This is a genomic window from Sulfurovum sp. TSL6 (assembly GCF_019972115.1).
Classification (GTDB): Bacteria; Campylobacterota; Campylobacteria; order Campylobacterales; family Sulfurovaceae; genus Sulfurovum.
Map to the genome: position 1 here is coordinate 205,538 of NZ_BPFJ01000003.1, position 14,823 is coordinate 220,360.

13 protein-coding genes are annotated in these 14,823 nt (G+C 40.6%); 11 read left to right on the forward strand and 2 right to left on the reverse strand.

Annotated features, from left to right (window positions below; all coding sequences use genetic code 11):
- Positions 1-13: 13 nt before the first annotated feature.
- Positions 14-664 carry an ABC transporter ATP-binding protein gene (locus LDM93_RS09980; RefSeq protein WP_223892263.1) on the forward strand — a complete coding sequence of 217 codons (651 nt, stop codon included), beginning with the start codon at positions 14-16 and terminating at the stop codon, positions 662-664.
- Positions 661-786 carry a hypothetical protein gene (locus LDM93_RS11360; protein WP_255586216.1) on the forward strand — a complete coding sequence of 42 codons (126 nt, stop codon included), beginning with the start codon at positions 661-663 and terminating at the stop codon, positions 784-786. Before LDM93_RS09980 ends, LDM93_RS11360 begins: the two co-directional genes overlap by 4 nt.
- A gap of 19 nt (positions 787-805) precedes the next feature.
- Here LDM93_RS11360 and prfB read toward each other — a convergent pair whose 3' ends face one another.
- Positions 806-1,900 carry a peptide chain release factor 2 gene (gene prfB / locus LDM93_RS09985; protein ID WP_223892264.1) on the reverse strand — a complete coding sequence of 365 codons (1,095 nt, stop codon included), beginning with the start codon at positions 1,898-1,900 and terminating at the stop codon, positions 806-808.
- Positions 1,901-1,963: 63 nt separating this feature from the next.
- On the opposite strand from prfB, the gene panC reads away from it, so the two are divergent.
- The gene (gene panC / locus LDM93_RS09990; RefSeq protein ID WP_223892503.1) at positions 1,964-2,788 is read left to right on the forward strand and encodes a pantoate--beta-alanine ligase; all 825 of its coding nucleotides are present in this window, start codon (positions 1,964-1,966) and stop codon (positions 2,786-2,788) included.
- Here panC and LDM93_RS09995 read toward each other — a convergent pair.
- On the reverse strand, positions 2,785-4,842 hold the full coding sequence (locus LDM93_RS09995) for a penicillin-binding transpeptidase domain-containing protein (protein WP_223892265.1): 2,058 nt from the start codon (positions 4,840-4,842) through the stop codon (positions 2,785-2,787). The two genes, panC and LDM93_RS09995, sit on opposite strands and share 4 nt — an antisense overlap.
- Positions 4,843-4,927: 85 nt before the next feature.
- On the opposite strand from LDM93_RS09995, the gene LDM93_RS10000 reads away from it, so the two are divergent.
- The 8 genes from LDM93_RS10000 (at position 4,928) to LDM93_RS10035 (ending at position 14,823) form a co-directional block, all read left to right on the forward strand.
- Positions 4,928-6,109 (forward strand): FtsW/RodA/SpoVE family cell cycle protein, encoded by a 1,182-nt coding sequence (locus LDM93_RS10000; protein ID WP_223892266.1) that lies wholly within the window; start codon positions 4,928-4,930, stop codon positions 6,107-6,109.
- Positions 6,106-7,113 (forward strand): undecaprenyldiphospho-muramoylpentapeptide beta-N-acetylglucosaminyltransferase, encoded by a 1,008-nt coding sequence (gene murG / locus LDM93_RS10005; RefSeq protein WP_223892267.1) that lies wholly within the window; start codon positions 6,106-6,108, stop codon positions 7,111-7,113. Before LDM93_RS10000 ends, murG begins: the two co-directional genes overlap by 4 nt.
- 48 nt (positions 7,114-7,161) lie before the next feature.
- A complete protein-coding gene (locus LDM93_RS10010; RefSeq protein ID WP_223892268.1) occupies positions 7,162-7,602 on the forward strand; it encodes a hypothetical protein in 441 nt (146 codons plus the stop codon).
- A gap of 163 nt (positions 7,603-7,765) precedes the next feature.
- Positions 7,766-10,324: an alanine--tRNA ligase gene (gene alaS / locus LDM93_RS10015; protein WP_223892269.1), complete on the forward strand. Its 2,559-nt coding sequence runs from the start codon at positions 7,766-7,768 to the stop codon at positions 10,322-10,324.
- Between the two features lies 1 nt (position 10,325).
- Entirely contained in the window at positions 10,326-10,853 is a 528-nt protein-coding gene (locus tag LDM93_RS10020; protein ID WP_223892270.1) for a hypothetical protein, read from the forward strand.
- A gap of 133 nt (positions 10,854-10,986) precedes the next feature.
- A complete protein-coding gene (gene maf / locus LDM93_RS10025) occupies positions 10,987-11,544 on the forward strand; it encodes a septum formation inhibitor Maf (RefSeq protein ID WP_223892504.1) in 558 nt (185 codons plus the stop codon).
- Positions 11,534-12,640, forward strand: coding sequence for a pyridoxal phosphate-dependent aminotransferase family protein (locus LDM93_RS10030; RefSeq protein WP_308440703.1), 1,107 nt, complete (start codon positions 11,534-11,536; stop codon positions 12,638-12,640). The genes maf and LDM93_RS10030 overlap by 11 nt, the downstream gene beginning before the upstream one ends.
- A 38-nt stretch (positions 12,641-12,678) precedes the next feature.
- Positions 12,679-14,823: a transglycosylase domain-containing protein gene (locus LDM93_RS10035; protein ID WP_223892271.1), complete on the forward strand. Its 2,145-nt coding sequence runs from the start codon at positions 12,679-12,681 to the stop codon at positions 14,821-14,823.

Consider the following 14,823-nt stretch of genomic DNA (forward strand, 5'->3'; position numbering starts at 1 on the left):
TTAAAGGCAACAGATGTCCCAATTTTTATTGGAAGCAAAAAATATTTCCCACGGTTTTGATACCCTTTTATTTCACGATGTAAACTTTTCTTTAAAGCCATCACAAAGTGCAGCGATCATTGGTCGGAGTGGCTGCGGAAAGTCTACACTTTTACATATATTTTCAACTTTTATCAAACCCGATAAAGGCAGCGTAACACTTTTAGGGAAAGATCTTTACACGCTTGATGATAAGGCCATTGAAGCATTGCGTCGCTATGATATAGGGATCATCTTTCAGTTTCACTACCTGTTTAAAGGGATGAGTGCACTGGAAAACATTGAAGTAGCCAGCATGTTGAGTGCTGAGAAAATAGATGATGCCATTCTTGAAAAACTAGAGATCAAAGAACTGATGAAACAAAAGATAGGTGAACTCTCGGGAGGACAACAACAACGTGTCTCTATAGCCAGAGTACTTAGTAAAAGTCCTCGTATCATCTTTGCAGATGAACCTACAGGGAACTTAGACAAAGAGACTGCAGAGCTGGTGATGGATGTATTGATGGATTACATTAAAGAGACAGGTGCAGGACTTTTATTGGTAACCCATGATGACAGCATGGAAGCACGCTGCGATGTTGCCTATAAGATCGAAGATAAAATACTCAAGGAAAAAGTATGAAAATAGATTTAATGAACGCACTCTATACGACATCTATGATTATTTTAGCTTTTGTTACTGCTATTGTTGTGACTAAAACGATTTCTAAATATTTGAAAAAAGAGGACGAAGAGGAGGAGTAGAAAGATCTACTTTTTGTCGCTACTTCGCTTGGCTGATCAGCACACCTTCTAACATTTTGTCTATATCTCCATCAAGTATAGCATCTACATTGGTAAAGGCCTGGTTTGACCTTGTGTCTTTGACTTGTTGGTAGGGCTGCATGACATAAGAGCGTATCTGGTGTCCCCATCCTATATCTGATTTTTCTACGCCATCTAAAACAGCTTGTTTTTTAGCCATCTCATACTCATAAAGACGTGATTTCAGCATTTTCATCGCTGCAGCTTTATTTTTATGCTGGCTTCTGTCATTTTGACACTGTACGATAATGTTTGTCGGTATATGTGTGAGGCGGATCGCTGATTCTGTTTTATTGACATGTTGTCCTCCTGCACCAGAAGCACGATAGGTATCTACACGCAAGTCTTTGTCTTCGATGGTAATGTCTATGTCATCATCTATTTCCGGTGAAACCATTACTGAAGAGAATGAAGTGTGTCGTTTGGCATTCGAGTCAAAAGGAGAGATACGTACAAGCCTGTGGATACCGTTCTCTACTTTGAGGTAGCCATAGGCATTTTCACCCTTGATGATGAAAGAGACATCTTTGATACCTGCTTCCTCTCCAGCTTGATAGTCAAGACTTTCGACTTTAAATCCATGTCTTTCTGCCCAACGCAGATACATACGGTAGAGCATACTGGCCCAGTCCTGTGATTCCGTTCCTCCAGCTCCCGGATGTATAGAGACGATGGCATTGGCGCCGTCATGTTCCCCACTGAGCATCATCTGTACTTCTAGTGCATTGGTACTCTCCTCTAAGCTTTCTGCATCTTCATAGAGCATTTCCAAGGTCTCTTCATCATTTTCTGCTTTAGAGAGTTCAAAATACTCACTGGCATCATGTACTGCATCATAGGCATTGTTATAGGTCGCCAATATACGTTCAGCTTTGGTTTTTTCCTGGGAGATCTTTCCTGCATTGGTCGCATCGTTCCAAAAATCAGGATCTTGCTGCATCTCTTCTATCTCTTTGAGTCTCTGTTCTAAGAGATCTGGTTTTACAATATTTTTAATATTGTCCATTTTAATAGTAAGTGATTTGAGTAATTCGCTGTATTCGTATGCATCCATAGTAAAAACCTAGTGTAATTTTGATATGATTTTATCAAAATATAGCGAAATATGAGGTTAGAGATGGTTATCGTTCGGACAATAGAGGCTTTACAGGAAGTAAAAAAGACATTATCGGGTTCTATAGGTTTTGTTCCTACCATGGGAGCATTGCATCATGGACATCTTTCACTCATACAACAAGCAAAAAAAGAGAATGATCATCTTATCGTTTCCATTTTTGTCAACCCTACACAGTTTTTGGAAGGGGAAGATTTAGATGCGTATCCCCGTAAAGAGGAAGCAGACACCAAGATATGTAAACTTGCAGGCGTAGATATACTTTTTATGCCAACGATCGATGCAATGTATGAAAAAGATGAACTGAGTATAGGTGCACCAGCGATCCGTGGGTACATTTTAGAAGGAGAAAAGCGTCCGGGTCATTTCGATGGTATGCTGCAAGTGGTCATGAAGCTGCTGAATCTCAGTGGTGCAACGAATGCCTATTTTGGGAAAAAAGATGCACAACAGTTAGCGCTCATCACACAGATGGTCAAAAATTATTTCATGGAGGTCAATATCATTCCCTGTGACATTATAAGAGATGAGAATGGATTGGCTTTGAGCAGCCGTAATGTTTACTTACAAGGCGATGAAAAAACACGTGCACTCTCTCTTGCACGTTCACTCAAACGTGCAACAAAAATGGTCATGGCAGGAGAACTTAATGTGGAGGTGATCAAAAAAGAGATGCTGGTCGTACTTGAAGAGACGGATCAGGTTGAATATGTGGCGATCGTCGACAGAGAATTTAATGCACTTGACAGAGTGGAGATAGGCAATACGATCATTCTCGTTGCTGCATGGGTAGGCAAACCTAGATTGATCGATAACTTGTGGATCTAAAACAGCTCTTCAAAAAGTTCATGTGTTGATTTATCTTTCGCAGGCTTTATGTTGACTGGCTCAGGTTTAGATTCAGGTTTGGGTTTTGCTTTTGGTTCAAGTTTAAAAAGTTCTTTGACCGATGGCGTAGCTTTTTTCACTGGTTGTACGGTCACTTTTTCCTTTTTTTCTTTTTGTGGTACTATTGGTTCTTGTATGATCTCAGGTGGTGTTTTTGGTTCTACTTTGATCTCCGGACTGGTGACTTCCACTCCGCCTTCAGGTTTAAGATAATCCAACTCTACAAGTATGTCCAGTATTCTTCTGAAGGTAGGTACTGCTGATTGTGATGCAAAGTATTTATAGGGTTTTTTGGCACGTATCACCAACGCACCGATCGTATATTTATGCCCTTCTTTGTCATTGGCAAAACCATAAAAACTGCTGTGGTACTCTCTCACATAGCGGCCATGTTTAGCGATGTGCGCTGTTCCTGTTTTCCCACCTACTTCTAAACCTGGATACTGTGCTTTGACGCCCGTACCACGTTTGACCACTTCTAAAAGGATATCATGCACTTGGTTGGCAGCTTTTTTACTGACAGCCTGCATATTTCCAACTTTAGGAGGAAGGGTATAGTGCTTTCCATTTGCATCTTGCAAATAATCTACTAAACGAGGAGTAACGGCTAAGCCATCATTGTTGAAAGCGGAGTAGGCTTTAAGCAGTTGGGTGAATGTCACCATCATGCCATAGCCAAATGAAGAGTTCGCCCTATGCATTTTATGATCGAGTATTCTAAGAGATTTAAGAGAACCCGGTAGATCACGTGAGAGGTCTATGCCGGTCTTTTGGGCGATACCAAACTTGAGCAGACCTTCTCTGAACTCTTTACCTGTAAGTAGCCATGAGATTTGAGATGTACCGATGTTGGAAGAGTGTACCACGATATCTGTGACCGGAAGAGACTCAAAATAATCATCATCACTAATACGTTGTCCTCCAGTAATGTCAAATCTTTTATACCCTGTTTTAAACCATGTATCAGGGGTAATTCTATTTTTGTCCAGTGCCATTGCAACAGTGATCGGTTTAAGTACTGAACCTGCTTCATAAGGGTATTCTGTAAATTTTGGTACAAGTGCAGGGATATCTTTTTGCTTGATATGCGATGGGTCGTAGCGTTCAGAACTTGCCATGCTCAGTACTTTACCTGTCTTACTCTCCATCACGCCGACTATGATCTCATCAGCATCAATGCTCTGTTTCATTTGATCTATCATAAGTTCAACACGTCTTTGCAAAGCAAGAGGAATATTGAGATGAAGATCCAGCCCGTCTACACGTTGTATCTTAATACTGTTCTTGTCATGGATGACTGCACCGACAACATCACGTTTACCTCGGAAATACCCATTTTTCTTTGATGTAATGTGTTTTTCATACGCACGTTCAAGACCTTTTTTCCCTAAGGGACGCGTGTATCTTCCATCACTTTCATCACCTACATAGCCTAATATAGGACTTAAAACATCACCAAGGGGAAAACGTCTGCTCTCACCATTTTCTATGATATCCAAACCAAAGAGAACTTCTATGCCACTACGGGTTTTGATGGACTGAAAGACATCCAGTTTTCTTAATTTATAAGCAAGGGATTTAAGCTGCATCGCGGAACGTGCATTAATGGTTTTAGAGAGGATAATATTGCCTTTGATCTCTTTACCTTTACGATTTTTAAACCTTTTAAGGATCTTTTTTTCAGGGATACCACTATAGATACTGAAGAGTTTGACAAAAAGTGCTTTTTTGTCAGGGTCTATACTCGCTCCACGTACCACTGCTTGATAGGTTTTTTCTGAACTGCTCAGTGTATAACCATCTTCAGAGATGATAGATCCGCGAAATGAACGGTCATAAATAGTCGTATTATGGCTGGGAATATGTCTGTCTGAAGAGATAGTTTTAATTACTGAAAATAAGAACATACCCATTGCAATCAATAAGAGTAAAAAAAGGAAAGAAATTTTGTTCTTTCTTTGATGGATTGCTTTGTTTTGTATTTCTTTATTCATATTTCCCTCTTATAGAGTGTAATTTTATCAAAGTTATCTGTTAAATCTGATAAAATACAAATGAATAAAAGAAAGAGAATATGATATGATAGACAAACCCCTTCTAGCAGGTGTTATGGCACTTTTAACACTTTCATTAGTGATGAGCTATTCTCTCTCTACGTATACCGTACTGCATTTTGATTATGCTGACTTTCACTTTTTTATACGACAAAGTATGGCTGTGTTTATAGGATTTGTCACGATGGTTCTTTTAAGTAAAATGGATCCTGACAAATGGTTTTCACGCATCGGATTGTCACTATTTATCCTCTTTTTTATTTTGATGATAGCTATGCAGTTTTTACCTTCTTCTCTTGTAACAGCAGTAGGAGGGGCCAAACGATGGATACGTGTAGGACCCATGTCCCTTGCTCCTGTTGAATTCTTTAAAGTAGGGTTTGTCTTCTTTTTGGCATGGAGTTTTTCTCGTAAATTACTAAACAAAACAAAAATGCAGTTTTGGGAAGAAGTACGTACTTTCACGCCGTATCTTTTTGTTTTCATGGTGGCAGTCGTTATCATTGCTGTATTTCAAAAAGATTTAGGCCAAGTGGTGGTATTGGGAGCAACACTCATGGTATTGTTTTTATTCATCGGGAGCTCCTGGAAATTCTTTTTAACACTGCTTTCTGGTGGTTTGTTAGCCTTTGTAGCACTCATCTTCCTCGCACCTCACCGTATGGCACGGATCAAAAGCTGGTGGGGAACAGTACAAGACAGTATACTTTCTATTTTTCCTTTTGAATCGGTTCAAAATCTTCGTATAGAAGCAGGTAAAGAACCTTATCAGATATCTAATTCTCTCAATGCTATTCATAATGGTGGCTTTTGGGGAAAAGGTCTGGGCAATGGTCAGTTTAAATTAGGATATTTAAGTGAAGTGCATACAGACTTTATTTTGGCAGGTATCACAGAAGAGTTGGGGTTTTTGGGGCTTGCTTTGGTGACACTGACAATCTTGTTTATTGTGTTTCGTATCTTTAAGATCGCTTCAAAAGTAAAAAAGCCTATGTATTATCTCTTCTCTATCGGGGTAGGGTTGCTGATATCATTGGCATTTATTCTTAACTCTTACGGTATTTCCGGCATTACACCGATCAAAGGAATTGCCGTACCGTTCTTAAGCTATGGAGGTTCACATATATGGGCTTCGTGTATCGCTATAGGTATGGTGTTGATGGTATCGAAAAAAGTACCAAGAGATGCTAAAGGAAGAATGCGATGAGTATCGTGATGACAGGTGGCGGAACTGGTGGACATTTGGCCATCATTAAAGCCGTTAAAGAGCACCTTAACGGGGAAGAACTTATCTATATCGGTTCAACCAAAGGACAGGATAGACAGTGGTTTGAGCATGATGATGACTTTACACACAAATACTTTTTTGAAACGCGTGGTGTCGTAAACCAGGGAGCACTAGGGAAGGTTAAGTCACTTTTTATGATGTTCAAGGCAACGATGAAAGCGATCAAACTTTTAAGAAAACATAAGGCCAAAGTGGTCTTTTCAGTAGGTGGTTTTTCTTCTGCGGCTACTGCATTTGCAGCCAAGATCTTACGTATCCCGTTAGTCATTCATGAACAAAATGCGGCACTGGGTTCGCTCAACAAACTACTCAAGCCTCATGCCTCAGTATTCATCTCTTCGTATCTTGAAGAGAGCCCTATTAAAGCATATCCGATCAAGCAAATATTTTTCGATAATGCCCGTATACGAGACAGGGTGGGGACGATCATCTTTCTTGGTGGATCGCAAGGGGCAAAGGCTATTAACAGACTGGCTTTACAGATAGCACCCCAACTCAAAGAAAGAGGGATCAAGATCATCCATCAGGCTGGTCAAAACAACATCGATGAGGTACAAAAAGCCTATGATGGATTAGATATAGAAGCAGAAGTATTTGGTTTTACTGACAGACTTGCAGACTATATGAAGGAAGCAGATCTTGCCATAGCACGCTCTGGTGCTTCCACACTCTGGGAGTTGTCTGCTACGGCAGTACCTACGCTCTACATTCCTTACCCGTTTGCCGCGAGTGACCATCAGTTTCATAATGCACAGTTCCTGGTAGAAAAAGAGCTCGCATGGATCATGAGGGAAGATGAGATAGATACTGAAAAAGTTCTGGCACTGTTGAATGAGGATCTGTCTGAAAAGAGTAAGGGACTTATGGAGATCGTTGAAAAAAATGGTAGTGAAAAGATCGCTGAGTTATTGACACAAATCTGACACGATTATGGTGTATGATTGTTTAAATTAAAAGGAAAAGGATTGATAATGAAAAAGCTTATGATGCTGATTGTGTCTAGTGTATCTGTGATTGTATTGAGTGGTTGTGGAGGCGGAGGCGATGATGGACCGGTACCCGAAACATATTTTATTACAGATGGTTTTGGTGATGGTGTAAGTGATATCATCTATCATTGTGATAGTGGTCTAAGTGGTGTCACTAATTTTGAAGGGGCTTTTACATTTGATCTTCGCGGAGATAATTGTAATTTTGATTTAGTCACAAACGGTATTATAGAAGATCTGTTTATAGAATTTGATAATGATCCATTTACGGATGCAGGTATAAATGGTATCTATTATGAATGTGTTGCAAATGGTCTTCTCAGTGCATCAGGCTATACGAGCTATAACCCGGATTTATATTTTAATGGTTTTATCGAAGATGGAAGCTTGCATGATGGGTGTACACTATTTGATATCTATTGAGATGACACCTGTCTATAGATAGTATGAACATATTCATTTCTTCCACTTTTGTAAACGTGGAAGAGGAATAAAATGGAACAAAATATCCCCTTTACCTCTAAGTAACCACAATTTAGTTAAAATGTCACCAATTTATACAACACAATTTTAGGATCATTTTATCATGGATATCAGAAAAGAATTTCTAGACTTTTTTCAAAGCAAAGGGCATCAGCTCATACCATCTTCACCACTCGTACCGGACGATGCGACACTTATGTTCACCAATGCAGGTATGGTACAGTTTAAGAACATCTTTACCGGTGAAGCACCTATCCCTGAGATACCTCGTGCTACCTCTTCACAAACCTGTTTAAGAGCAGGTGGAAAGCACAATGACCTTGATAACGTCGGTTACACGGCACGTCACCATACTCTTTTTGAAATGTTGGGGAACTTCTCTTTTGCTGATTATTTTAAAAAAGAAGCGATCGCTTATGCATGGGAGTTCATTACAGATGAGAAGTATTTGAACCTTCCTGTAGAAAAGCTTTGGGTAACTGTGCATACAAGTGATGATGAAGCTGAAGAGCTATGGAAAGAACATATTGCAGCAGATCGTATCTTGCGTTTTGGCGATGCCGATAACTTCTGGCAGATGGGTGATACCGGTCCTTGCGGTCCTTCTTCTGAAATCTTTTATGACCAGGGTGAAGAAAATTTCAATGGTCCCGAAGACAAAATGGGTGGAGAGGGTGATAGATTTCTAGAGATCTGGAACCTGGTATTCATGCAGTACTACCGTGATGAAACAGGTACCCTTTCACCACTGCCAAAACCTAGTATCGATACAGGTATGGGACTTGAGAGAGTGGTAGCTATCAAAGAGGGTAAACTCAACAATTACCACTCTTCACTCTTTACACCTTTCCTGGATAAGATCGGTGAACTTGTAGGCACACCTTATGATTTTGAGGCAGAGAACTCTGCTTCATACCGTGTGATCGCAGATCACTTACGTTCGGTCTCTTTCTTGCTTGCGCAAGGAGTGAACTTTGACAAAGAGGGACGCGGGTATGTACTTCGTCGTATTATGCGTCGGGCCATCCGTCACGGGTACCTGCTTGGATTACGTGAACCGTTTATGTATAAACTGGTTGATACCTTAGTGGATCTTATGGGTGAGCAGTATGATTATCTGCCTGGCAGATCTGAAGCGATCAAGACTTCTATGAAAATGGAAGAAGAGCGTTTCTTCGATACGATCGAAGCAGGGATCAAACTCTTTAATGAAGAGTTGAAAAATACCACTGATGTCTTTAACGGTGAAGTGGCATTTAAGCTCTATGATACGTACGGTTTCCCGCTTGATCTTACAGAAGATATGCTTCGTGAGAAAAATATAAAACTGGATATCGATGCCTTTGATGCTAAGATGGAAGCACAAAAGGCGCAGTCTAAAGCGAACTGGAAGGGTACAGGTGATGCTGCGACTACAGGTGATTTTAAAGCACTTAAAGAGCAGTTTGATATCAACACGTTTGTAGGCTATGAAAGCACAACGGCAAGCGCAAAAGTATGGGCTCTGCTGGATGATAACTTTAAACAGGTAGAGAGCATCGATGGTAAAGGTTGGGTTCTGCTTGACAAAACACCTTTTTATGCTGAGTCAGGTGGACAAACAGGTGACAGTGGAACACTCAATAATGATATAAAAGTGCTTGATACAAGAAAGTTCCTGGAGATGAACCTTTCTGAAGTCAAAGGTAAGTTGAGTGTAGGTGATGAGGTAGAGGCTGTGGTAGATAACAGCCGTGCTGAGATAGAAAAACATCACTCTGCAACACACTTGCTTCATGCGGCTCTGAGAGAGATTTTGGGAGATCACATCGCTCAAGCGGGTTCACTCAATGACGACAAAAGATTGCGTTTTGACTTCTCTCATCCACAGGCGATGACGGCAGAAGAGATCGCTAAAGTGGAAGCATGGGTGAACGATAAGATATCCAGAGCTATCCCAGGTAAAACAGAGGTAATGTCTACCGATGAAGCGAAGAACTCTGGTGCTATGGCACTCTTTGGCGAAAAGTATGGCGATGAAGTACGCGTCGTCAGTTTTGCCGGAGACTCCATAGAGTTATGCGGGGGTACACACGTAGAGAATGCTGCACAGATAGGACTTTTCATGATCACTAAAGAGAGTGGTGTCAGTGCCGGTGTGAGACGTATAGAAGCTGTTTGCGGAAATGCTGCAAGAGAAGCTGTAAATGCACTTAGAGATGAACTCAATGAGGTCAAAACAGAGCTCAAGAATCAAAATCCTATAGCAGGTATCGCTAAACTCAAAGAACAGGTGAAGACACTTAAAGGTGAATTGGCTTCTGCTATGAGCAGCTCTCAAAAAGAGTTGAACGCCGTTGAAGTCAACGGTGTGAATGTCATCGTAGAAGAAATCGAAAATGGTGACATTAAAACCATGATCGATGAGCTCAAAAATAAATATGAGAACATTGCTGTGATGCTCTTTATGAAAAAAGGTGACAAAGTCATGCTTGCTGCAGGCTCTAAAAATACACCGATCAAGGCAGGTGACTGGATCAAGTCGATCGCTCCGATCGTTGGCGGTGGCGGCGGTGGACGCCCTGACTTCGCACAGGCAGGTGGAAAAGATCCAAGTAAGATCACGACAGCGCTTGAAGAAGCAAAAGTCTACTTGAGTGAAGTGTTGGAAGGCGGAAATTAATATGACAGAACTATTTAACAACTATGGACATTTGATCGTTTTTTTACATGTGCTTTCTGCCTTTGTCTGGGTAGGCGGTATGATAGCGATCCGTGTAGCAGTCCATCCTGTGATTCAGCGAGGTGGCGTGACTGCAGCAGAGATGTTGGAAAATGAGGTAAAGGCTTCAATGTTGCAACCCAAGCAGAGATTAGGTATCATCTTGCAGATCACAGGTAGACTCTTTAATCTGGTTATGCTTTTTATTGTGATCTTATTTGTCACAGGTTTGATGATGGCGATAGCGACAGGCGGACACCATGGTGATTTAAAATCGCTTTTTATTTCTAAAGAGATCATTTGGACGATCATGGCAATCAATTACACCTATATGTATATCAAACGTGCAAAAGCATGGAAGCTGTTTTCTCAAGGTGAAGTTGCACTTGCTAAAGCACAGATGAGTTTCATTCCTCATTTACTTTTACCGATCAATATTGTGTTAGGCATTGTAGCATTATGGTTAGGTGTATCTCTTAGAGGACTGTAATGATCTATCTATGTTCTATAATTGGGACGCAAAATGAGCAAAGCCCATTTTTCTACGTTAACACTGAGTTTTCTTCAGCAGAAGGCTCACGTGACTAGTCACGTTTATATGGTTTGAAGGATATTGAATGGCTATGATTTATTTATGTTCATCTTCTGAAAGCAGGGCGTTGCTTCTTCGTAAATTTGGGATTGATTTTGTTCAAAAGTCCGTAGAGTATGATGAAGAACAGATCACCACACCCATTGCAAAAGATTTTGTCTATACCGCAAGTAAAGGTAAGTTGGATGCAGCCATTCGTGAGTTTGGCTTGGATAACCCTTTGCTTTGTGCAGATACGGTCATTGCAGCTGCTGATGGCACTATCTTGCGAAAAGCCAAAAATGTGGAAGACGCAAGACGCATTTTGAACATACAAAGCGGTTCGACTATCTCTATCATCTCCTCTGCGCACTACAGGTCAAAGCACCTTGCTTTTTCAGATATCTCTGCAACGCATTATCATTTTTCAAAGTTTGAAGAAGAGGATCTGGAAAGATATCTTGAGAGTGGACTATGGCAGGGTAAAGCAGGAGGATGTATGGTCGAAGGTTTTTGCAAAAAGTACATTAAATCTGTAGACGGGTATGAAAGCACGGCGATGGGACTTCAGGTAGAAAGTCTCTTACCATGGATAAAGATTGGAAGTTAAGATGTATGAAAACGAATTAAAAGCCCTTAAAAAAGCGGGACGATTTAGAGAGCGTAAGCTTTTTGATGACACATTGGATGATCTGGCCTCCAATGATTATCTGGGGTTGTCACTGAAGAAAAAACAGTTTAAAAAAGCAGTAAAACTGGTGAATGAATATGAGACAGTCAGTTCCAAAGCCAGTATGCTCGTGAATGGATACCATCCTATACACAGGATCTTTGAGATGACCATGGCAGAGTACAACGGTTTTGAAGAAGGACTTGTGGTAGGTTCAGGATTTTTGGCAAACATGGCACTGATAGAAGCGTTAGTTCGTAAAGGTGATATGCTTTTTATGGATGAAGAGTACCATGCCTCTGGTGTGATGGCTTCACAACTTTTGGGAGACAGGGTGGTGACATTTGCTCATAATGATGCGGATGATTTGAGAGAAAAATTAGCAGCACATCCTGCCAAAAGACAGATCATCGCAGTGGAAGGTGTCTACTCTATGGGTGGTGATCTTTGTAAAAAAGAGATATTTGAAATTGCCGATGAAGTTGAAGCACTGCTTATCGTAGATGAAGCACACAGTGCTGGGGTACTTGGACTCAATCTATTGGGTATTTTTGAGTATTATGGCATTAGCATTAATGAGAGACATATAAAGATGGGGACACTGGGTAAAGCCTATGGTTCTTATGGGGCCTATATTTTGGCGTCCAAAAATGTGATCAGTTTCTTGGTGAACAGGGCCAAACCTATTATCTACTCTACGGCACCTTCTGTATTCGATACAGCATTGGCATTGGTCAATGTCAAACATATACGTAAAAATGCAGAAAAATATACAAAGAAGATCCTTGAACGACAGATGGCGGTAAGAAAACAGTTGGGTACAGAGTGTCAAAGTCTTATTGTACCTATAGAAATGCCGAGTAATGAGCATGCATTGTTCGTGCAAAAAGGGTTGATGGCCCAAGGATATCTGGTAGGAGCGATCCGTCAGCCTACGGTGGAAAAGCCTATCATAAGGGTGATACTGAATTTGGGTGTCTCTGTGAAGAAGATCAGGCATGCGTTAGCACTCATTAGTCATAACACGGTACAATAACATTCAATAAAAAAATATATCAATTATAAAGGGTCTGTGTGTTCAACAGTTTAATAAAAGGTTCCATTATCTTGGCAATGCTATTTGGCGTGGCATTGACTGCAGCTTTTATTTATGCCTATGAAGAGATATCTTTAGATGCAGATAAACTCATTAACTATAAGCCTGAAACATCTTCGATCGTTTATGATAGATATGGTGAGAAACTTGCCTATGTTTTTAAAGACCAACACCGTCTTTATGCACGTTATGACGAAATTCCAGGATTTCTTGTTGAAGGACTTGTGGCGATGGAAGATACACAGTTCTTTGAACATAACGGGGTGAACCCGGATGCGATCCTCAGAGCGATAGTCAAAGATATACAAGCAGGTGCTTTTGTTGAGGGTGGAAGTACGCTGACCCAACAGCTTATCAAGAATAAAATACTCTCAAACGAAAAGAAACTTGCACGTAAGATCAAAGAAGCCATTTTGGCACTCAAGATCGAACGTGAGTTAAGTAAAGAAGATATCATTGAGCGGTACCTCAATGAGATATCCTATGGAAATAATTACTTTGGTGTCAAAACCGCTGCAAACGGGTACTTTCATAAAGAGCTGAATGAGTTGACGCTCAAAGAAGCAGCCATTTTAGTAGGTTTACCAAATGCACCGAGTTTTTATAATCCACTTAAACATTACAAACGTGCTTTGGACCGTGCTAACAATGTACTCTACCGTATGAAAAGCATAGGATGGATCACACAAAGTGATTATCTTAAAGCAGTCAAAGAATCCCCTGAAATCTATAGGACCTCTTTAACCCAAAATATTGCACCCGGTATCGTAGATGAAGTACTGAGACGGTTTAAAGGTAAATTGGGTGACATCCGTACCGGCGGATATGAGATCTACACCACTGTAGATATGAAACAGCAAGCTATTGCAAAAGAGGCGGTTGATTTTGCCTATAAAAAAGCACTTGCTAAATATAAAGAGAAAGCAGAAACTTCTACATTAAATACAGCATTTGTAGCCGTAGAGAGTAAAACAGGTGATATTTTAGCGATGGTTGGCGGTGCAGATTATAAAAAATCTGCCTATAACCGTGTGACACAGTCAAAGCGTCAGCCAGGATCTGCATTTAAACCGTTTATTTACCAAACAGCCTTAGACATGGGGTACAATCCCGCAAGTCCTTTGACAGATCTGGCGAGAACTTTCCAATATTATCAAAATGGTGAACCAAAAATTTGGGCACCTAAAAACTATGAACGTGATTTTAAAGGATTTGTTCCATTCAGGGAAGCATTGGTTCACTCACGAAACCTTGCAACGATCAATTTAGTCGCTGATCTGGGCGTGAGTACTATTCGTAAAAGATTGGCATTTTTAGATGTGCCGCATATCCCTAGAGACATGTCCATAGCCTTAGGTAACCTAGGGTTAAGTCCATTGAAAATGGCACAGATCTTTTCAGTATTTGCGAATGAAGGTCATATGATAGAGCCAAGACTTGTAAGCAAGATCATCTCTAAAGAGGGTGCAGTGATCTATGAAACACGTCCTAAAGAGATAGAAGATTTTACCACGCCTGAACAGGCTTATTTGATGACAGATGTTTTGATGGATGTCGTTAAAAGAGGTACAGGTAGAAATGCAAGAGTAGAAGGCATAGAACTTGCAGGGAAAACGGGAACGACCAACAACAATATCGATGCATGGTTCTGTGGGTACTCCCCAACCATTGAAACTATTGTCTGGTTCGGTCGGGATGACAATAGACGCATAGGACGCGGAGCGACCGGAGGTGCACTGGCTGCACCTGCATTTTCTTTTTACTATAAAAAATTATTAGCGTTGTATCCTGAGACAAAACGAACATTTGATATACCCGAAGGTGTATATAGAGGTGAGTATCATGGCAAGTCAGAACTTTACACACAAAATTCTCCACTGCCTGACAGTCACAAAAGAACAGTGCGAAATTATGATGAATATGAGCAACTCTTAGAAGAAGAGATGGAGATCAGAGAAGATATCGATCTTTATGAAGATGGAGAGATAGGATATGCACCTACGATCAATATTGATGAAGATCCGGTTTCTGAAGAAGAAATAGTTGAAGAAGATGATCCTTTACATCCCAAACGAAAGGTGCCTTTAACGCCTGTTTCTAACGACAGTGGTACCTTGTTTTAA

Coding starts and splice junctions, on each gene's coding strand:
- murG (WP_223892267.1), top strand. CDS start 6,106: ATGAGTATCGTGATGACAGGTGGCGGAACTGGTGGACATTTGGCCATC.
- LDM93_RS10020 (WP_223892270.1), top strand. CDS start 10,326: ATGACAGAACTATTTAACAACTATGGACATTTGATCGTTTTTTTACAT.
- prfB (WP_223892264.1), bottom strand. CDS start 1,900: ATGGATGCATACGAATACAGCGAATTACTCAAATCACTTACTATTAAA.
- alaS (WP_223892269.1), top strand. CDS start 7,766: ATGGATATCAGAAAAGAATTTCTAGACTTTTTTCAAAGCAAAGGGCAT.
- panC (WP_223892503.1), top strand. CDS start 1,964: ATGGTTATCGTTCGGACAATAGAGGCTTTACAGGAAGTAAAAAAGACA.
- maf (WP_223892504.1), top strand. CDS start 10,987: ATGATTTATTTATGTTCATCTTCTGAAAGCAGGGCGTTGCTTCTTCGT.
- LDM93_RS10010 (WP_223892268.1), top strand. CDS start 7,162: ATGAAAAAGCTTATGATGCTGATTGTGTCTAGTGTATCTGTGATTGTA.
- LDM93_RS11360 (WP_255586216.1), top strand. CDS start 661: ATGAAAATAGATTTAATGAACGCACTCTATACGACATCTATGATTATT.
- LDM93_RS09980 (WP_223892263.1), top strand. CDS start 14: ATGTCCCAATTTTTATTGGAAGCAAAAAATATTTCCCACGGTTTTGAT.
- LDM93_RS10000 (WP_223892266.1), top strand. CDS start 4,928: ATGATAGACAAACCCCTTCTAGCAGGTGTTATGGCACTTTTAACACTT.
- LDM93_RS09995 (WP_223892265.1), bottom strand. CDS start 4,842: ATGAATAAAGAAATACAAAACAAAGCAATCCATCAAAGAAAGAACAAA.